This window comes from Streptomyces sp. NPDC005648 (assembly GCF_040605395.1).
Taxonomy (GTDB): Bacteria; Actinomycetota; Actinomycetes; order Streptomycetales; family Streptomycetaceae; genus Streptomyces.
Window position 1 is genome coordinate 1 of record NZ_JBEXCS010000116.1, and the last position, 18,001, is coordinate 18,001.

Here is an 18,001-nt window from a genome sequence, read left to right on the forward strand (position 1 = left end):
TCAGGCGAGTACTTCGACGTCCCCAACGGGAACTCCTGTCCTATGGATCATCACGATCCAATGATCAGGGTGTCCACGCTCAAGGGGAAACGCCCTACATCGACCCCTCTTTCACCGCCTCCGGGCAGACCGACACCGTCCAGGCGTGGGCGTTCGTCGACAGTGAGTGGCCCGACACGGCGTTCTACAAGCCCGCCGCGTCAACTCCCGGCCCTCTGCACGTGGGTTACACGGACTGGACCTCCGACGTGTCCACCAACCGCGCCCTGTTCCAGACGAGCATCCACAGCAACATCTGGGGCGCGAAGGACGTCATCTCCTCCAACATCTCCTTCTATGAGAACTGGTCGGCCTCCTGCGCCAAGGAGGAAGTCGACCTGTGGCACACCGGCTCCATCTCTTCAGGCACCACCTGGAACAACACGCACAGCTCCAGCGATCCCGACAAGAAGTTCTGGTTCAGCAAGGTCGACACCCAGACGGTCGCCCACGGCTGGTCCACCTCTTGCGGCCCAGCCGACGTCACCTTCGACATCACCTCACTGATGCAGCAGGCCGCCGACAGCAAGTGGTCGAAGGCCACCTTCGGCCTGCGTGCCGCTGACGAGAGCAATGACCTGGCCTGGAAGCAGTTCAGCAAGCAGGCCACCATCACCACCACCTACGACCACACCCCCAACACCCCCACCTCGCTGACCACCGCCCCGAGCACCAGCTGCACGGCCACCACGCCCACCTCGCTGGGCCTAGGTGACGTGACCCTGCGGGCCGGAGTCTCCGACCCGGACGGCACCACCAGCCCGCTCACCGCCAACTTCACGCTGAAGAACATGTCGAGCGGCACCACCTACACCCGCGCGATCAACGCCACCAGCAGCACTACCGCCAGTACCCTCTACTCCCACACCAGCAGCTCCGGCCCCTTCCAGGCGCTCACCGCGAAGACCGAGTTCGCCTGGTACCTGACCGTCACCGACCAGCACCTGACAAGCAGTCAGTCCAAGACCTGCCACTTCTACTACGACCCCACTGCACCCGGCGCCCCCACCGTCGCCCCGGTCACCTCCACCACCAGTCAGTGCTCCGAGCTCACCGACAGCCCGTCGGGCGACAGCCTCTGCATAGTGGGAACCTCGGCAAGCTTCACGATCACGGACACCAACACCACGACGGCGCCCGGCAGTTACCGCTACCAGCTCAACGGCGGCAACCCGGTCAGCGTCACCGCCTCGAGCTCCAGCCCCTACACCGCCACCATCTCGCTCAAGCCGACCACCCAGACCGACGTCCTGACCGTCACCGCCGTCGGAACCAGCGGCAACATCGGTGACACCTACGACTACCGGTTCGTCGCCGGAGCTCCGGCCACGGCCTCCGACGACGACCTCAACGGCGACGGCAACGCCGACCTGCTGACCGTCGGCGGCAAGAACTCCCTGCCCGCCGGGCTCTGGCAGGCCACCGGCACCGGCAGCGGGAAGATCAACGCCGCCGCCCGGAACATCGGCATCGACGGCAACGGGGTCAACACCACCCAGACCGCCACCTCCTACACCGGCACCCAGACCATCACCGGTCACTTCTTCACCGGAGCCGGCTTCAACGACATCCTCGACTACGGCTACGACACCTCCACCGGGGCAGTCAGCGGCGAAATCCTGCGCGGCCAAGGCGACGGCACCGACCTCCAACCCGTCGACTCTCTGCCCGTCACCAACTCCACCGGAGTCTTCGCCCAGACCACTACGACCTTCAACGAAGACGGCACGACCACCGACACCACCACACCCGCCACCTCCATCGCCACCGGCGGCGGTCTGTACTACACGGTCAACGGCGAAACGCCCACGGGCTATCCGGACCTCCTGCTGGTCCTCAACGGCTCGCTGTACGACGAGAACTCGGTACCCGGAGCCGGCCTGTACCCCGGTGCCGACCAGGCCACCGACCTGGCCGACTACAACCCCTACTGCCTCGCCCAGAACACCAGCACCACCACCAGCTGCACCACCGGCTGGAGCGGCTGGACCATCACCAGCACCCTTGACGCGAGCGGCCTGCCGGAGCTGTTCGCCCGCGACACCAGCACCGACACCAGCGACCCCTCCCACGGACAGCTCTGGTACCTCAGCCCCGCCAACCTCCAGACCCTGTCCTACGACGCCCTCTCCAACGGCGCCACCGATACCACCCTCACCTCCATCGAGGCCGCCGCCTCCGGCTGGGACTCCGTCAGCCAGCCCACCCTCCAATCCGCCGACATCAACAACGACAACACCCCCGACCTGTGGACCATCAGCAGCACTGGCACCGCCACCGCTCATGAGATGACCCTTTCCGGCGCCACTGCCACCTTCAGCACCCCCACCGGCCAGGCTCTGAGCACCGACACCCACGACTGGCCCCTCAACGACTACGACACCACCGCGCTCACCGCCGACGACGCGGCCACCAGTGCGATCACCCTCACCGGTACCAGCGGCGTCACCGCACCCGACGGCGGACTCTTCGACCCCGATATCGCACTCGCCTCTGGTGACCATGACTATCTGCAGGGCAGCAAGGCCCTGGATCTGACCAAGTCGTTCACCGTGTCGACCTGGGCCAACCCCAACGCCTACGGCGGCGCGGTGCTCTCACAGAGCGGCAGCGCCGACTCCGGGATCCTGCTCCTGCCCACCAGCGACGGCTGGCAGTTCAGCCTCAACACCGGCGCCGGCACCGCCTGGAACTTCGACACCATCACCGGCGGCACCGTCCACCTCGGCACCTGGGCCCACCTGACCGCCACCTATGACAAGACCACCGGCGTGATGAACCTCTACGTCGACGACGTCTTCGTCGCCACCGGCAACCACACCGCCCCCAGCACCGGAGCCAGCGGCAACTTCCAGCTCGGAGACGCCCTGAACGCTTCCGCCCGCACCGACTACTACAGCGGCGAACTCGCCCGCATCCGCACCTGGACTGGCTCCGTCGTACCCCCAGCCCAGCCCTACACTCCCGCCGGCTACCACCAGTGCCGTCACACCCACCCGCATCCTCGACACCCGCTCCAGCAGCGGCCTGACCTACACGTCCGGCGTCACCGCGGGCGCCAGCACGGTCGCCTCCGACTCCGTCACCCACCTGAAGATCGCGGGCGACACCGTCACCACACCGGTCAGCGGGGCACCCACCACGATCCCCAGCACCGTCACCGCAGTCGCCGTCGACGTCACGGCCACCGCCGAGACCGACCACGGCTACGTCACCACCTACGCCGACGGCACCCAACGCCCCATCACCTCATCCACCAACTTCACCGCCAGCACCACTCGGACCGGCTACCAGATCGTCCCGGTGGGTAACGACGGCAAGATCGACCTCTACACCCACCTCGACAGCAGCAGCGGCACCGCCGCCCTGATCGTCGACGTCACCGGCTACTTCGCCAGTGACGCCACCCTCACTGGCGACCAGACCTACACACCGCTGACCAGCCAGGTCCGTGCCTTGGACACCCGCTCCAGCATCGCCCACACCAGTCTGACCACCACCGGCACCGTGGCCGCCGGCACCAACTTCACCCTCCAGGTCACCAGCCTGAACGGCATCCCCAGCAACGCCACCGCCCTCGCCGTCAACCTCGCCGCCGCCAACGCCGCTGGAACCGGCTTCCTCCAGGCCTACGCCACCGGGTACGCCCCCACCGCCGACACCAGCCTCAGCTTCACCAGCGGCAACGCGATCGCCTCGCTCTCCGGCGACGTCCCCATCGGCACCTCCGGAACTATCACCATCTCCGTGCACGGCAACGCCACCGCAGTACTGGCCGACATCTCCGGCTACTACACCACCAGCACAACAGGCCAGAAGTTCCACACCCTCAACCCCACACGTCTCGTCGACACCCGCAGCGGCATCGGAGGAAGCAGCAGCGCCGTAGCCGCCCTCGGCACCTACACCTTGACCGGCAGCACCACGCAGCAGGTCACCAGTGCCGCCGCCCCCACCATCGCCGCCATGCTCACCGTCACCGGCCCCACTGGTAGCGGCTACGCCATCGCCTACCCCACCGCTGGAGGTAAGCCCGCCACCAGCAGTCTCAACTGGGGCACCGGCGACACTCTCGCCAACCTCACCCTCACTCCCATCGACGCCAACGGCCAGATCAGCATCTACAACAACAGCGACGGCACCGCCGACTTCATAGTCGACTCCAGCGGCTACTACGTCTGACCAACCCAGCCCGCTGAAAGGGTGGGTATTTCCAAGAGGTCGAAGGCCCCTCACCGTGAGGTGAGGGGCCTTCTTCCATGCGTGGTTACAGGCTTTCAACGACATACCATCCGCGGTCAGTTGGGTGGCAGCGCGAGCCTCGGCGTCTCGTACTTCGGCGGTCGCGAGTAACCGAGCAGCCAGCCGTACCGCGGCGACAAGTGCTCTTCGGCGAGCCGGAACACGCCGTAGTACGCGAAGGTCGCGACCGGCGTCAGGACGCCCGTGACCGCGGCGGCGTCAAGGGCGAGGCCGTGGCGCAGTGCGACAGCGACAAGCCAGCCGCCGGCGGCCGGGACCCCAGTGCGTACCAGCGAGGTGAAGAGGTTGTTCATGGACTCTTGCTCCTTGGCTGATGGGAGGGTCAGGAGAAGAGCCGGAGCCAGCTCTCGGGGCCGGGGTAGCCGTCGGCGTCGGAGCCGGTCCACTTCTGGGCGTGCTGGAAGTCGACGACGTTGAGGCGGTCCGCCTCGTCCCAGTCGCGGGACGGGCCGACGCGGTAGTACTTGCCGTAGCCCTTGCGCACAGAACCGTCTCCTCGGTCCAGCACAGCTGGCGCGCCCACAAAGCGTCCACGCACACTCCGGGCATCCCTCAGGGCCGTTTCCTGAACGAGCCGTTTCTCCCGCACCCCGGCCGGGCGGCGGCCATAGGCCCCGGGGGCCGAGTGACAAACTGATCGCCCACCGCAAGTCACAGGGTAAGCATACCTAATTTGCCAGAGTTCCATGGCCACGCTCGCGAGAATTAAACAATTCGCAGGACTGAAACGAGATTCGCCTTGGAGTCGTTCCTGGAGTGCAAACATGAGACCTACGCATCGCAGATGCGCAAGGCAATCTTGGCCCCAGCCGGGCCCCATCTGGCCCTCACACCAACTGACGGAGTGGTGGTTTAGACCACCTATCGGTCAAGGAAAAGAAAAAACCCAGGTCACAGCAGTGAATCCAGAGGTTCTTCAGAGCCCCCTGTCGGATTCGAACCGACGACCTACGCATTACAAGTGCGTTGCTCTGGCCATCTGAGCTAAGGAGGCGTGCACGGGTGCGGGATGCCGCGTGCTCGTGCAGTGTACCCAGGTCCCAGGGGCCCCCTGTCGAAAATTTCCGCGAAGTTCACATGCCTTCGGGTACTGACATACGGCTGAACGCCAGGTACCGTCCTGTGCCAGTTCACCCTCGTGGACTACACCACCACCTTCCTACAACGGATCGTCCGGCACGTTCCTGCCGGTAGAAGGGGGCCCATCACCATGGCCACTGTCTCGTTCGACAAGGCGACCCGGATCTACCCGGGCACCGAGAAGCCCGCCGTCGACCAGCTCGACATCCACATCGAGGACGGCGAGTTCCTCGTACTGGTCGGCCCGTCCGGCTGCGGAAAGTCCACCTCGCTCCGGATGCTCGCGGGGCTCGAGGACGTCAACGGCGGCGCCATCCGCATCGGTGACCGCGACGTCACGCACCTCCCCCCGAAGGACCGGGACATCGCCATGGTGTTCCAGAACTACGCGCTGTACCCGCACATGACCGTCGCCGACAACATGGGCTTCGCCCTGAAGATCGCCGGCGTCAACAAGGCGGAGATCCGCAAGAAGGTCGAGGAGGCCGCGAAGATCCTCGACCTCACGGAGTACCTGGACCGCAAGCCGAAGGCCCTCTCGGGTGGTCAGCGTCAGCGTGTCGCCATGGGCCGCGCCATCGTGCGTGAGCCCCAGGTGTTCCTCATGGACGAGCCGCTGTCCAACCTGGACGCCAAGCTCCGTGTGTCGACCCGTACGCAGATCGCCTCGCTGCAGCGCCGTCTCGGCATCACCACCGTCTACGTCACCCACGACCAGGTCGAGGCCATGACGATGGGCGACCGGGTGGCGGTCCTCAAGGACGGTCTGCTCCAGCAGGTCGACTCGCCGCGCAACATGTACGACCGCCCGGCAAACCTCTTCGTCGCCGGCTTCATCGGCTCCCCGGCCATGAACCTGGTCGAGGTCCCGATCACCGACGGCGGCGTGAAGTTCGGCAACAGTGTCGTCCCGGTCAACCGTGAGGCGCTGAAGGCCGCGACGGACAGGGGCGACAAGACGGTCACCGTCGGTGTCCGCCCGGAGCACTTCGACATCGTCGAGGAGAACGGCGCCGCCGCCTCCGCCCTGTCCAAGGACACCGAGGACAAGCCGGCCGGTCTCGCGGTCTCCGTGAACGTCGTCGAGGAGCTCGGCGCCGACGGCTACGTCTACGGCACCGCCGAGGTCGGCGGCGAGACCAAGGACCTGGTCGTCCGTGTCGAGGGCCGCCGCGTCCCGGAGAAGGGCTCCACGCTGCACGTCGTGCCGCGCCCGGGCGAGACCCACGTGTTCTCGACCTCCACGGGCGAGCGCCTCACCGACTGAGCCGCCGGCAACTTCGGAAACCTCCGACCAGGGTGAATTCGCCCCGGTTGACAAGAAGGGCCCCGCGACCAGCTGCGGGGCCCTTCTCGCTGTCGACAAATACCCCGGCAGACCGGTCATTTCGAGCGGTGTACGTCAACGGCGTACCCCAGAAGAGGCACCAGTTCATCCCCCGAACCGGTGACTAAATGTCGCCAAATCATTACCGGGCGCTACCCTCACTCGCGTGAAGCACTCCACTAGCCAACAGACGCGACGCGGCCGGGGCCCCGCCCGCCGGATCGGCCGCACACTCGCCCTTGTCCTGCCCGTCGTCCTGGTGCTCTCCGGGACCCTCGCGGTCACCCGGGTCAACTGGACGGGGAGCCCGTCCAAGTCGGTGCTCACCGCCTCCGACGCGATCGACGACGCGAAGCCCGGCGTCGCCGTGGCGGCGGTCCACCGTGCCCCGCAGGACGTCCTGCGCGACCAGCTGCTGTCCGAGCTCCAGCACAAGAACCCGGGCGTCGTCCTCACGCACCTCCAGGAGGCCGTGAACGAGCGCCCCTCGCTGGCCGGCCACTGCACCGCCATCGCCCGCGCCCTGGGCCGTGCGGCGGCGCGTGTGTACGGCGCGCCGCGCGCGCAGTCGTACGCCCGCCCCGTCTGCGACACGTCCTTCGCCTCCGGGGTCGCCGCCTCACGCGGCTGACCCCGCCGCCCGCGCCCTCCCCCGGACCGGTTCGGAGGAGGGTAACGGCTGCACAAGGAACGGTTCCTGGCGTAAGCCGCGAGCGGGACGCCCCGTACAGTTTCGGTCATGACCCATCCGACCGCTGCGTCCCGCCCCGTGCAAGCCGTCGTCCTGGCCGGAGGCCAGGGCTCACGGCTGCGTCCGTACACCGACGACCGGCCCAAGCCGATGGTCGAGATCCCCGGCACGGGGACGCCGATCATCGGCCATCAGCTCGTCTGGCTGGCCGAGGAGGGGGTGACCGACGTCGTGGTCAGCTGCGGGCATCTCGCCGAGGTGCTGCAGGACTGGCTGAAGACGGCGGACCTCCCGGTGAACGTCACCACGGTCGTCGAGACCGAGCCGCTGGGCCGCGGTGGCGGCCTCAGGTACGCCGCCGCGCATCTGCCCCACCCCGACCGGCCCTGGTACGCCACCAACGGCGACATCTGGACCCGCTTCTCGCTGCGGGACATGGCCGACTTCCACACCGAGCGGGACGCGGTGGCGACCCTCGCGCTGGCCCGCCCGCGCATCCCCTGGGGCGCGGTGCAGACGGACGGCTTCGGACACATCACGGACTTCATCGAGGCCCCGCCGTCCACGTTCGAGATCAACGCCGGTGTGTACGTCTTCTCCCCCGCGTTCGCCGGACTGCTCCCGGAGCGCGGCGACCACGAGCGTACGACCTTCCCCCACCTGGCCCGTGAGCGGCGCCTGGCGGGCTTCCCGATCCCGCAGGGGGCGTACTGGCGGGCCATCGACACGGCGAAGGACCTGACCGAGGCCGCGAAGGAACTGGCGGCCCTGGGACGGTAGGAGGCCCCCTTACGCCTGCACCGCCGAGAGGAGTCCGCTCCTCCGACGCCGAAAGGTCCCGTACATCCGCTGTACGGGACCTTTTTCGTGGGCCGGTGTCTCTGCGTCTCAGCCGGTGGGTGTGCCCAGGATGTCGCCCACCGGCCTGGTTACCCCAACAGGCCGCCCACCAGGCCCGGCTGTCCGGAGGAGGAGCCTCCGGAGCCGGTGCCGCCGGTCGAGCCGGTGCCGCCCGTGGAGCCGCCGGACGTGGGGCCTGAGGTGGTGCTGGGGGCGCCGCCGCCGGACGGGGAGGTGTGCCGGCGCGGGGTCTGGCCCGCGGTGCCCTGCGTCTGGCTGGGGGCGCCGCCCGTCGCCGTGCTGCTCGGGACCGTCGCCTTGCCCGTGGGGGTGGCCGTGGCGCGGTGGGTGGGTGTGTGCGAGGTCGACGGGGACTGGCTGCGGGGCTCCTGCGGGAGTGGGGAGCCGGGCAGTTCGTTGCGCGGGGCCTCGCCCGGGCCGGGCACGACCACCCGGTCGGCGTCGCGGACCGCGCCGCCGAGCAGGGAGCCGACGAGGAGCGTGAGGCCGACCACGATCGCCGTGACGAGGGCGCCGCGGCGCAGGACGTAGGCCCGCAGGTCCCAGATGTCGGCGCGGGGGCCGAGCCGCCGCCAGGCGCTGCCCGCGAGACGGCCGTCGACGGAGTAGACGGGGGCGCCCGCGATGATCAGCGGGGACCAGGCGGCGAGGTAGATGATGTCGGGGGCGTCGTAGGCGGGGACGGTCTTCCAGCTGACCGTGACGATCAGCGCGGCGGAGAGCAGGGCGCCGAAGACGGCGGCCACGCGCTGCCAGCAGCCCAGGACCGTCAGGACGCCGACGACGACCTGCGCGAAGGCGATGACGAGGCCGGAGCCGACGGGGTGGTGCAGGGCGAACTGGCGCAGCGGCTCGGCGACTTCCCACGGGTGCAGGGTGTTGAGCCACTTGACCATGGAGCCGCGCTTGCCGCCGTCGAAGTAGACGGGGTCGCAGAGCTTGCCCATGCCGGCGTAGATGGAGATGAAGCCGAGGAAGATACGGAGCGGGAGCAGGACGACGCCGAGGTTCATCCGGCGGCCGGGGTAGTAGGCGTGCCGGGCCGGGTCGTCGCCGTGCCGCCTGGAGAGCCGGCCGTCGTCCGACCCGTCCTCGCCGTACTCCTCGAACTCCTGCTCCCCGTAGGCGTGTTCCTCGTCGTAGGCGCTGCCCACGGTGCGCATGTCGGGGAGCAGTCGGGTGCCGCCGGTGTCGTCATGGCGCCGCTGGGCTCCTACGACGGGGGTCTCGACGGTCGCTTCCAACTCGTCGTAGATCTCGTCGTAGGTGCTCGTGCCGACGTCGACGCGGGGGATGACCTGCGTGGCCCCGGCGTCGCCCGCCGGTTCCTCGGGGTGCCGGACGCTGCCGCCCCGCACGGCCTGGAGCAGGCGGTGGGCGCCGGTGTCGTCGGGGGCCGACCGGCCGCTCCAGACCACGGGCCGGCGACGGGCCGCGCCCGCCCCCGGTCTGCCGACCGCGGCGCTCGCGGCGGGGATCCGGGCGGTGTCCTCGGCGGCGCCCAAGTGCCGCGCGATCCGCGGCGATTGGGCGCGGGTCGAGGCGCCGAGCTGCACGCGGAAGCTCGCATGATTGACGATGATCTGCGCCGGATCGCTCGGCACCTTCACCATGCTCAGCGCGGGAGCGTCGTCGAACCCGGAATCGAATCCCGACGAGCGGTCCCCCGTGGGTGTGCGGGGTGTTCTGGTGTCCACACTCATCTAACCGAGTGACGTGTGTTTAGGACACTGCTTTGACTCGCCGGATGTGTCCGGACTCCGTCAAGCTTGCCCGTGACGCCCGGATTGACCCGCACGGGTGAGGCCACGGACGCGTGTTCAGCCCCGCTTGCGTGCGGCCTCGTAGAGCACGATCCCGGCCGCCACACCGGCGTTCAGCGACTCCGCGCCACCCGGCATCGGGATGCGCACCCGGAAGTCGCAGGTCTCGCCGACCAGGCGGGAGAGGCCCTTGCCCTCACTGCCGACCACGATGACGACCGGGCCCGACAGGGCCCCCAGCTCGCCGATCTCGTGCTCGCCGTCGGCGGCGAGACCGACGACCACGATGCCCGCCTTCTTGTACGCCTCCAGGGCGCGGGTCAGGTTGGTGGCGCGGGCGACGGGGGTGCGGGCCGCGGTGCCGGCCGACGTCTTCCACGCGCCGGCGGTCATCCCGGCCGCGCGCCGCTCGGGCACGACGACGCCATGGCCGCCGAAGGCGGAGACGGAGCGGACGACGGCGCCCAGGTTGCGCGGGTCGGTCACACCGTCGAGCGCGACGATCAGGGGGTCCTCACCGTCGTCGTAGGCGGCGCTCGCGAGGTCCTCGGGGTGGGCGTACTCGTACGGCGGGACCTGGAGGACCAGGCCCTGGTGGTTGAGGCCGTTCGTCATGCGGTCGAGCTCGGGGCGGGGGGCCTCCATGAGGTTGATCCCACCGCGCTCGGCGGCGAGCTGGAGGGCCTCGCGGACGCGCTCGTCGTTGTCGATGAACTGCTGGACGTAGAGGGTGGAGGCCGGCACGCCCTCGCGGAGCGCCTCGACCACCGGGTTGCGGCCGACGACCAGCTCGGAGGACGACTTGCCGCCACGGCCCCGCGGCGCGGGACGGCGTACCGCCTGCTTCGCCTTGGCGTTGGCTACGCGGTTCTTCTTGTGGCCCTTGCGCATCTCGGCGGGCGGGGTCGGGCCCTTGCCCTCCAGGCCCCTGCGCCGCTGGCCACCACTGCCGACCTGCGCGCCCTTCTTGCCGGACATGCGGCGGTTGTTAGTGGCCATGACCTACCTGTTCTCTACGGAAGTACTGCGGGGAGTACGGCTGGAAGTACTGCTGATGTCTTCGTACGTCTATGCAGTGTGCCGCCCGGAGGGCCGGGCGGCACAATCGATCATCGGATCGGCGACGGGGTCAGCGCGGGCCCAGGCTCCAGCGCGGGCCCTGCGGGCTGTCCTCGATCGACAGGCCCGACTGGTTGAGCTGGTCGCGGATGGCGTCCGCGGTGGCCCAGTCCTTGCGGGACCGGGCGGCCTCGCGCTGGTCGAGGACCATACGCACAAGGGTGTCCACGACACCGTGCAGGTCCTCGCCGCGGTCGGTCTCGCCGGCCCAGTGCGGGTCGAGCGGGTCCAGGCCCAGGACGCCGAGCATGGCGCGCACCTCGGCGAGGCGGGCCACGGCGGCTTCCTTGTCGTCGGCGGCCAGTGCGCTGTTGCCCTGCCGGACGGTGGTGTGCACGACGGCGAGGGCCTGCGGAACGCCCAGGTCGTCGTCCATCGCCTCGGCGAAGGCGGGCGGCACCTCGGGGGACGGCTCCACGGGACCGGCCTTCTCCACGACCCGCTGCACAAAGCCCTCGATGCGCGCGAACGCCGACTCGGCCTCGCGCAGCGACTCCTCGCTGTACTCGATCATCGAGCGGTAGTGCGGGGTGCCGAGGTAGTAGCGCAGCACGATCGGCCGCCACGCCTTGACCATCTCGGAGACCAGCACGCTGTTGCCCAGCGACTTCGACATCTTGTCGCCGGCCATGGTGACCCAGGCGTTGTGCACCCAGTACTGGGCGAAGTCGTCGCCGAAGGCCTTCGCCTGCGCGATCTCGTTCTCGTGGTGCGGGAAGATCAGGTCGAGGCCGCCGCCGTGGATGTCGAAGGCGGAGCCCAGGTACTTGTGCGCCATGGCCGAGCACTCCAGGTGCCAGCCGGGGCGCCCGCGGCCCCAGGGCGTGCCCCAGGTCGGCTCGCCGGGCTTCGCGGACTTCCACATGGCGAAGTCACGCGGGTCCCGTTTGCCGGTCTCGCCGTCGCCCGAGGGCTGCAGGAGGTTGTCGAGCTCCTGCCTCGACAGCTCCAGGTAGCCGGGGAAGGACCGCACGTCGAAGTAGACGTTGCCGTCCGCCTCGTAGGCGTGACCGCGCTCGATGAGGCCCTGCATCATCTCGACCATCTCGGTCACATGCCCGGTGGCACGCGGCTCGTAGGTCGGGGGCAGGCAACCGAGCGCGGTGTAGCCGTCGTTGAAGGCCCGCTCGTTCTCGTAGCCGATCGACCACCACGGGCGACCCTGCTCGGCCGCCTTCGCGATGATCTTGTCGTCGATGTCCGTGACGTTCCTGATGAACGTCACGTCATAGCCGCGGTACTCGAACCAGCGGCGCATGATGTCGAAGTTGAGGCCCGAGCGGATGTGCCCGATGTGCGGGGCCGCCTGCACGGTGGCACCACAGAGGTAGATCGAGACACAACCCGGCGTGAGCGGGGTGAAGTCACGGATCTGCCGGGCGTTGGTGTCGTACAGACGAATGGTCACCACTCCAGGGTAGTGGGCGGAAGGCAGTGCCTTACGCCCGTTCCGCCCAAGGGGACGTTTTCGTGACGTCGGCCGTCAGCCGGCCCGCACCACCAGTGCCGTCGCCACCGCCATCAGCCCCTCGTCCCGCCCCGGGAAGCCGAGGCCGTCCGTCGTCGCCCCCGACACCGACACCGGTGCTCCGGCCGCCTCCGAGAGGATCTTCTGCGCCTCGTCGCGCCGCTTGCCGATCTTCGGGCGCGGGCCCACGACCTGTACGGCGATGTTGCCGATGCGGAAGCCGGCGGCCCGCACGATGCGTGCGGCCTCCGTCAGCAGGGTCACCCCGGACGCGCCGGACCACTCGGGGCGCCCGGTGCCGAAGTGCTGCCCCAGGTCACCGAGGCCGGCGGCGGAGAAGAGCGCGTTGCAGGCGGCGTGGGCCACGACGTCCGCGTCGGAGTGGCCGGCCAGACCGGGGCCCTCGCCCTCCCACTTCAGGCCCGCGCACCACAGCTCGCGGCCCTCCTCGAAGGCGTGGATGTCGGTGCCGATGCCGACCTGGGGAAGCGGGACGCTGTCAGAAGCCATCGTTCAGCCTCCTGCGGGCCAGGACCGCCTCCGCCAGCACCAGGTCCAGCGGGCGGGTGACCTTGAAGGCCTCCTCGTGACCGGGGACGACGACGACCCGAAGGCCCAGCCGCTCGATCATGCTCGCGTCATCGGTGACGTCCTCGGTGATCTCGTCATGGGCGCGGATCAGCGCGGCCCGATCGAAGCCCTGGGGCGTCTGCACCGCGCGCAGCCGCGCCCGGACCGGGGTGGCCACCACGGGCTCCGGCTCACCGGCGGCAACGGCCGGCTCGACCTCCTTCACGGTGTCCGCGAGAGGCAGCGCGGGCACGACGGCCGGCGCTCCGTCCCGCACCGCCTCGATCACCGCGTCCACCGTGTCGACCGGAACCAGCGGCCGGGCGGCGTCGTGGACCAGCACGATGTCGTACTCCGGCGGCAGCGCGTCGAGCCCCAGCCGCACCGACTCCTGGCGGGACTCCCCACCCGGCACCACCAGGAAGTCCGTCCGCTCGGGCAGCGCGTGCGCGTCGAGGAGGGACTTGACCTCGGAGGCGCCGTCGGGCGGGGCCACGACGACGACCAGGGAGACCGCACGGGACGCGGCCATCGCGCGCACCGCGTGGACGAGCATCGGGGTGCCGCCCAGCGCGCGGAGCGCCTTGGGGGCGCCCGGACCCAGGCGTACGCCCCGGCCGGCGGCCGGGATCACGGCCGCCGTGCGGGCTTCCGTGAGCGAAGGGCGCGAATCGTGAGACATCGGTTCCTGTCAGGTTTGTGTGCTCGACCTACGTGGGTATGGCCTGGGAAGTGCCGGGCGCGACGCCTTGACCGGACCCTTCCGTGACACCGGTCGAGTCTGCTGCCCGGGCCCGGCACGCCAAGTATCGGGGTAATCCCCCGAGGGTTTACGCACGTACGGGCGTCCGAGTGCGAACATGCCGCAGCGCCCGGCGACAGTGGAGATGTCATCGGGCACCGCGGCATTTCGATGTACTGAGTGCTGAAGCGGGCCGGCATGCCTGCGTCAGTGGTTCAGGACGCGAGCACCTCGTCGAGCAGGGCCTCGGCCTTGTCCTCGTTCGTGTTCTCCGCGAGGGCGAGCTCGCTCACCAGGATCTGGCGGGCCTTGGCGAGCATGCGCTTCTCACCGGCGGACAGTCCGCGCTCACGCTCACGACGCCACAGGTCACGCACGACTTCCGCGACCTTGATGACATCGCCGGAGGCGAGCTTCTCCAGGTTTGCCTTGTAACGGCGCGACCAGTTCGTGGGCTCCTCGGCGTACGGCGCGCGCAGCACCTCGAAGACCCGGTCCAGCCCGTCCTGACCGACCACATCACGTACGCCGACGAACTCCGCATTGTCCGCTGGCACACGTACCGTCAGGTCACCCTGGGCGACCTTCAGCACCAAGTAGGTCTTGTCCACGCCTTTGATCTGGCGAGTTTCGATGGCCTCGATCAGCGCGGCCCCGTGATGGGGATAGACCACGGTGTCGCCAACCTTGAACGTCATGTGACAGGTACCCCTTCCGTGGCTATCCAGGGTAACACGGATTCGGCGTGTTCTGAATGGCGTTTTCGCAGGTCAGGGCATATCTCGGGGCTTGACAACCGCAACAGGAACGTGCTGCGCGGGGCGGACTGAAGCGGGTATTCGCAGGTCGGAGGGGCTCTTCGGGGGAGGTGAAACGCGCACGTTACACGCATCTGGAGGCCGCCACGAGCGGACGAACGTCACCATATGTCCGGTTCCAGATGTGCGACTTCCGCTACTCCGTTCGGTGGCAGGAGTCGCTTCCGCATCGATTCCGGAATTGATCACCGACCGGGGCCTCGACGGCCGGTTGTTGCACGTCGTGATCAATTCCGGGAACGGCCGCGCATTCCTTCACTGAAGATTTGCGTGCCGCAGGCCGGACTATGACTCGGGCCCTCTTGCCGCACTTATGTGAATGCCGGACGAGAGGCCGGGCTACCCCCTGCTGAGGGAACCTGCGCACGGAAGCCGACCCGTTGGGGGAGGGTCGGGTGCGGTGGCGTGGGAACGGCTCGGTAACCTATGGCCGCTGACAGATACTTGGGGCGGCTTTTTCGGCCGCCACGTTCGAGTCAAGGAGTTGCCGCCGCCGTGAGCAGCAGCCTTCGACGCGGCGCCCTCGCCGCGGCCGCCATCGCAGTCTCCGTCGCCGCGCTCTCCGCGTGCGCCGCCGGCAGCGACGCTCAGACCCTGCAGGTCAAGCCGGACAACGCGGCCGTCAAGGTCGGCAACATCAAGATCCAGAACGCGCTGATCATCACCCAGCCCGACATCACCGCGCCCGGTCCGGCCGTGATCTCGGCGACCCTGTTCAACAACGGTGACACCGCGCAGACCCTGGACGCCATCACCCTCCCCAACGTCAGCCAGACCGCCGAGCTCAAGCCCGCCAAGGGCAAGGGGCCGCTCGTCGTGCCGGCGCACGGTTCCGTGGTGATCGGCGGCAAGGGCAACGCCAGCGCCGTGCTGGCGAACGGGCACGAGGCCGTCCAGGACGGCAGTGTCCGCAAGGTCACCTTCACCTTCAGCACCACCGGTGACGTGAGCCTGCGCGCCTACGTGGTCCCGGCCAAGAGCTACTTCGAGAAGTGGGGCCCGACCGAAGTGCCGACCGCCCCGAGCACCGGCACCAGCCCCTCCCCGACCAAGGGCGCGTCGTCCTCCCCGTCGGCCTCGACGTCCCCGTCGACGCCGACCACCCCGACGGGCGCGGCCTCCGCGAGCTCGTCGGCCGGCCAGTGAGCGGTCGTACGGCGCCTGTGCCGTCGTAGACGAGTCGTAACCGAAAGGGCGGGACCTCATCACGAGGTCCCGCCCTTTCGGTGTGCAGCGGTGTGAAGCGGTGAGCGTGCGGCAGGCGGCCTACGGCTCGAACTTGTAGCCCAGCCCCCGCACCGTCACCAGGTACCGAGGCGCCCCCGGGTCCGGCTCGATCTTGGCGCGCAGGCGCTTGACGTGGACGTCGAGCGTCTTGGTGTCGCCCACGTAGTCGGCGCCCCAGACCCGGTCGATGAGCTGCATACGGGTCAGGACGCGGCCGGCGTTGCGCAGCAGCATCTCGAGCAGGTCGAACTCCTTGAGGGGCAGGTCGACCTTGGAGCCGGAGACCGTGACCACATGGCGGTCCACGTCCATCCGGACCGGACCGGCCTCCAGGGCGGCCGGGGTGACCTCTTCGGGCTCGCCGCGGCGGCGCAGGACGGCCCGGATACGGGCGACCAGCTCACGCGAGGAGAACGGCTTGGTGACATAGTCGTCGGCTCCTATCTCCAGGCCGACGACCTTGTCGATCTCACTGTCCTTGGCCGTCACCATGATGACGGGGACGTTCGAGCGGCCGCGCAGCTGGCGGCACACCTCGGTACCGGGCAGCCCCGGCAGCATCAGGTCGAGGAGGACGAGGTCGGCGCCGTTGCGCTCGAACTCGTCGAGTCCGTCGGGGCCCGTGGCCGCGATGGCGACCTCGAAGCCCTCCTTGCGGAGCATGTACGACAGGGCGTCGGAGAAGGACTCCTCGTCCTCGACGACAAGCACTCGGGTCACGGAAGGACCTCCGGGGCGGGAAGCGGTTCGTACGGGGATGACTCGGGGGTGGAATCGCCGGTCTCGTCGTCGAGACCGTCGAGGTCGGGGTGCTGCTGGGCGCGGTCACGGGCCGCACCCGCCTCCGGCAGCCTCAGGGTGAAAGTGGAGCCCTGGTTCTCGGCGCTCCACACCGTGACCTCCCCGCCGTGCGAGGCGGCCACGTGCTTGACGATCGCCAGACCGAGTCCCGTACCACCGGTGGCACGGGAGCGGGCGGGGTCCACTCGGTAGAAGCGCTCGAACACGCGCTCCTTGTCCTTCTCGGATATCCCGATGCCCTGGTCGGTCACGGCGACCTCGATCATGTCCCCGCCGGGCGCGGTCACCCGGCGGGCGGCTATGCCCACGCGGGTCCGGGCCGGCGAGTAGTTCACGGCGTTCTCGACCAGGTTGCCGAGGGCGGCGGCGAGCTGGCCGCGGTTGCCCCAGACATGCAGGTCGGCGGTGCCGCCGGCGGCCATGGTGATCTGCTTGGTGCCTGCCTGGTGGCGGCAGCGGTCGATGGCCTCGGCGACGAGCTCGTCCACGCGGACGGGCTCGGCGTCCTCCAGCGGGTCGTCGTTCTGGACTCTGGACAGGTCGATGAGCTCCTGCACGAGGTTGGTGAGCCGGGTCGCCTCTATCTGCATACGTCCGGCGAAGCGCTCGACGGCCTCCGGGTCGTCCGAGGCGTCCATGACGGCCTCGGAGAGAAGGGAGAGCGCGCCGACCGGTGTCTTCAGCTCATGGCTGACGTTCGCGACGAAGTCACGCCGGACGGCCTCGATACGGCGGGCCTCGGTGAGGTCCTCGACGAGCAGCAGCACGAGCCGCGACCCGAGGGGTGCCACCCGCGCGGACACGGCGAGCGCCTCCCCGCGGCCGGTCCCGCGCCGGGGCAGGTCCAGCTCGACCTGTCGTATCTCCCCGTCCCGTCTGGTGTCCCGGGCCATCTTCAGCATCGGGTCGACCGAGAGCCGCCCGCCGCGCACCAGGCCGAGGGCGTACGCCGCCGAGCTGGCCTTGACCACGGCGTCCGCCTCGTCCAGTACGACGGCCGAGGAGCGGAGCACCGACAGGACCGTGTCCACGCCCGGCGGAAGCACCGGGTCCGTGTGCAGGGAGGTGCGGGTCGGGCGCTTCTGCTCCCGCTCGCTCCAGCGGAACGCCAGCATGGCGATCACGCCGGTGAGCACCCCGGCGATCGCTGCCGCTGCGGCGACCGCCGCGTTCACGTCCATGCAAACAGGTTAGGCATGGGGTACGACATCACCACAGCCGTCGAGGTGCGA

General features: G+C 69.2%; 16 protein-coding genes and 1 tRNA gene. 6 read left to right on the top strand and 11 right to left on the bottom strand.

The window, feature by feature from the left end:
• Nucleotides 1-248 precede the first annotated feature (248 nt).
• Both ABZT17_RS39965 and ABZT17_RS39970 read left to right on the top strand, forming a co-directional pair.
• The gene (locus tag ABZT17_RS39965; RefSeq protein WP_356356803.1) at nucleotides 249-3,350 is read left to right on the top strand and encodes a LamG domain-containing protein; all 3,102 of its coding nucleotides are present in this window, start codon (nucleotides 249-251) and stop codon (nucleotides 3,348-3,350) included.
• Nucleotides 3,343-4,221, top strand: a complete 879-nt coding sequence (locus tag ABZT17_RS39970; RefSeq protein WP_356356805.1) for a hypothetical protein — start codon at nucleotides 3,343-3,345, stop codon at nucleotides 4,219-4,221. The genes ABZT17_RS39965 and ABZT17_RS39970 overlap by 8 nt, the downstream gene beginning before the upstream one ends.
• Nucleotides 4,222-4,337: 116 nt before the next feature.
• On the opposite strand, the gene ABZT17_RS39975 is transcribed toward ABZT17_RS39970, so the two are convergent.
• From ABZT17_RS39975 to ABZT17_RS39985, 3 genes are all read right to left on the bottom strand, one after another.
• On the bottom strand, nucleotides 4,338-4,595 hold the full coding sequence (locus ABZT17_RS39975) for a hypothetical protein (RefSeq protein ID WP_356356807.1): 258 nt from the start codon (nucleotides 4,593-4,595) through the stop codon (nucleotides 4,338-4,340).
• A 29-nt stretch (nucleotides 4,596-4,624) separates the two neighbouring features.
• Entirely contained in the window at nucleotides 4,625-4,786 is a 162-nt protein-coding gene (locus tag ABZT17_RS39980) for a peptidoglycan-binding protein (RefSeq protein ID WP_356356809.1), read from the bottom strand.
• 436 nt (nucleotides 4,787-5,222) lie between these two features.
• Nucleotides 5,223-5,296: transfer RNA gene (locus ABZT17_RS39985), tRNA-Thr, on the bottom strand.
• Nucleotides 5,297-5,512: 216 nt separating this feature from the next.
• On the opposite strand from ABZT17_RS39985, the gene ugpC reads away from it, so the two are divergent.
• The 3 genes from ugpC (at nucleotide 5,513) to ABZT17_RS40000 (ending at nucleotide 8,180) form a co-directional block, all read left to right on the top strand.
• Nucleotides 5,513-6,649: a sn-glycerol-3-phosphate ABC transporter ATP-binding protein UgpC gene (ugpC, locus tag ABZT17_RS39990; RefSeq protein WP_356356811.1), complete on the top strand. Its 1,137-nt coding sequence runs from the start codon at nucleotides 5,513-5,515 to the stop codon at nucleotides 6,647-6,649.
• Nucleotides 6,650-6,875: 226 nt separating this feature from the next.
• Nucleotides 6,876-7,340: a hypothetical protein gene (locus tag ABZT17_RS39995; RefSeq protein WP_356356813.1), complete on the top strand. Its 465-nt coding sequence runs from the start codon at nucleotides 6,876-6,878 to the stop codon at nucleotides 7,338-7,340.
• A gap of 108 nt (nucleotides 7,341-7,448) precedes the next feature.
• Nucleotides 7,449-8,180 carry a nucleotidyltransferase family protein gene (locus ABZT17_RS40000; RefSeq protein ID WP_356356815.1) on the top strand — a complete coding sequence of 244 codons (732 nt, stop codon included), beginning with the start codon at nucleotides 7,449-7,451 and terminating at the stop codon, nucleotides 8,178-8,180.
• A gap of 149 nt (nucleotides 8,181-8,329) precedes the next feature.
• Here the strand turns inward: ABZT17_RS40000 and ABZT17_RS40005 are convergent, their stop codons facing one another.
• The 6 genes from ABZT17_RS40005 to ABZT17_RS40030 all read right to left on the bottom strand — a co-directional run bounded on the left by ABZT17_RS40005 (nucleotide 8,330) and on the right by ABZT17_RS40030 (nucleotide 14,621).
• On the bottom strand, nucleotides 8,330-9,964 hold the full coding sequence (locus ABZT17_RS40005) for a DoxX family membrane protein (protein ID WP_356356817.1): 1,635 nt from the start codon (nucleotides 9,962-9,964) through the stop codon (nucleotides 8,330-8,332).
• A 117-nt stretch (nucleotides 9,965-10,081) separates the two neighbouring features.
• The gene (gene rlmB, locus ABZT17_RS40010; protein WP_356356819.1) at nucleotides 10,082-11,023 is read right to left on the bottom strand and encodes a 23S rRNA (guanosine(2251)-2'-O)-methyltransferase RlmB; all 942 of its coding nucleotides are present in this window, start codon (nucleotides 11,021-11,023) and stop codon (nucleotides 10,082-10,084) included.
• Between the two features lie 130 nt (nucleotides 11,024-11,153).
• Nucleotides 11,154-12,551 carry a cysteine--tRNA ligase gene (cysS, locus tag ABZT17_RS40015; RefSeq protein WP_356356821.1) on the bottom strand — a complete coding sequence of 466 codons (1,398 nt, stop codon included), beginning with the start codon at nucleotides 12,549-12,551 and terminating at the stop codon, nucleotides 11,154-11,156.
• Nucleotides 12,552-12,626: 75 nt separating this feature from the next.
• Complete coding sequence (ispF, locus tag ABZT17_RS40020) at nucleotides 12,627-13,121, bottom strand: 2-C-methyl-D-erythritol 2,4-cyclodiphosphate synthase (RefSeq protein WP_356356822.1); 495 nt, start codon at nucleotides 13,119-13,121, stop codon at nucleotides 12,627-12,629.
• Nucleotides 13,111-13,863, bottom strand: coding sequence for a 2-C-methyl-D-erythritol 4-phosphate cytidylyltransferase (gene ispD, locus ABZT17_RS40025; protein ID WP_356356824.1), 753 nt, complete (start codon nucleotides 13,861-13,863; stop codon nucleotides 13,111-13,113). Before ispD ends, ispF begins: the two co-directional genes overlap by 11 nt.
• Nucleotides 13,864-14,138: 275 nt before the next feature.
• Complete coding sequence (locus tag ABZT17_RS40030; protein ID WP_003953493.1) at nucleotides 14,139-14,621, bottom strand: CarD family transcriptional regulator; 483 nt, start codon at nucleotides 14,619-14,621, stop codon at nucleotides 14,139-14,141.
• A 615-nt stretch (nucleotides 14,622-15,236) separates the two neighbouring features.
• Here ABZT17_RS40030 and ABZT17_RS40035 point away from each other — a divergent pair.
• Complete coding sequence (locus tag ABZT17_RS40035; RefSeq protein WP_356356826.1) at nucleotides 15,237-15,887, top strand: DUF461 domain-containing protein; 651 nt, start codon at nucleotides 15,237-15,239, stop codon at nucleotides 15,885-15,887.
• Between the two features lie 120 nt (nucleotides 15,888-16,007).
• Here ABZT17_RS40035 and ABZT17_RS40040 read toward each other — a convergent pair whose 3' ends face one another.
• Both ABZT17_RS40040 and ABZT17_RS40045 read right to left on the bottom strand, forming a co-directional pair.
• A complete protein-coding gene (locus tag ABZT17_RS40040; protein ID WP_007382946.1) occupies nucleotides 16,008-16,688 on the bottom strand; it encodes a response regulator transcription factor in 681 nt (226 codons plus the stop codon).
• Entirely contained in the window at nucleotides 16,685-17,950 is a 1,266-nt protein-coding gene (locus ABZT17_RS40045) for an ATP-binding protein (protein ID WP_356356828.1), read from the bottom strand. The genes ABZT17_RS40040 and ABZT17_RS40045 overlap by 4 nt, the downstream gene beginning before the upstream one ends.
• Nucleotides 17,951-18,001 lie beyond the last annotated feature (51 nt).

What these genes read in the sequence shown, in the direction of transcription:
- ABZT17_RS39975 (WP_356356807.1), bottom strand. Translation starts at nt 4,595, where the DNA reads ATGAACAACCTCTTCACCTCGCTGGTACGCACTGGGGTCCCGGCCGCC.
- ugpC (WP_356356811.1), top strand. Translation starts at nt 5,513, where the DNA reads ATGGCCACTGTCTCGTTCGACAAGGCGACCCGGATCTACCCGGGCACC.
- ABZT17_RS40000 (WP_356356815.1), top strand. Translation starts at nt 7,449, where the DNA reads ATGACCCATCCGACCGCTGCGTCCCGCCCCGTGCAAGCCGTCGTCCTG.
- ABZT17_RS40005 (WP_356356817.1), bottom strand. Translation starts at nt 9,964, where the DNA reads ATGAGTGTGGACACCAGAACACCCCGCACACCCACGGGGGACCGCTCG.
- rlmB (WP_356356819.1), bottom strand. Translation starts at nt 11,023, where the DNA reads ATGGCCACTAACAACCGCCGCATGTCCGGCAAGAAGGGCGCGCAGGTC.
- ispF (WP_356356822.1), bottom strand. Translation starts at nt 13,121, where the DNA reads ATGGCTTCTGACAGCGTCCCGCTTCCCCAGGTCGGCATCGGCACCGAC.
- ispD (WP_356356824.1), bottom strand. Translation starts at nt 13,863, where the DNA reads ATGTCTCACGATTCGCGCCCTTCGCTCACGGAAGCCCGCACGGCGGCC.
- ABZT17_RS40030 (WP_003953493.1), bottom strand. Translation starts at nt 14,621, where the DNA reads ATGACGTTCAAGGTTGGCGACACCGTGGTCTATCCCCATCACGGGGCC.
- ABZT17_RS40045 (WP_356356828.1), bottom strand. Translation starts at nt 17,950, where the DNA reads ATGGACGTGAACGCGGCGGTCGCCGCAGCGGCAGCGATCGCCGGGGTG.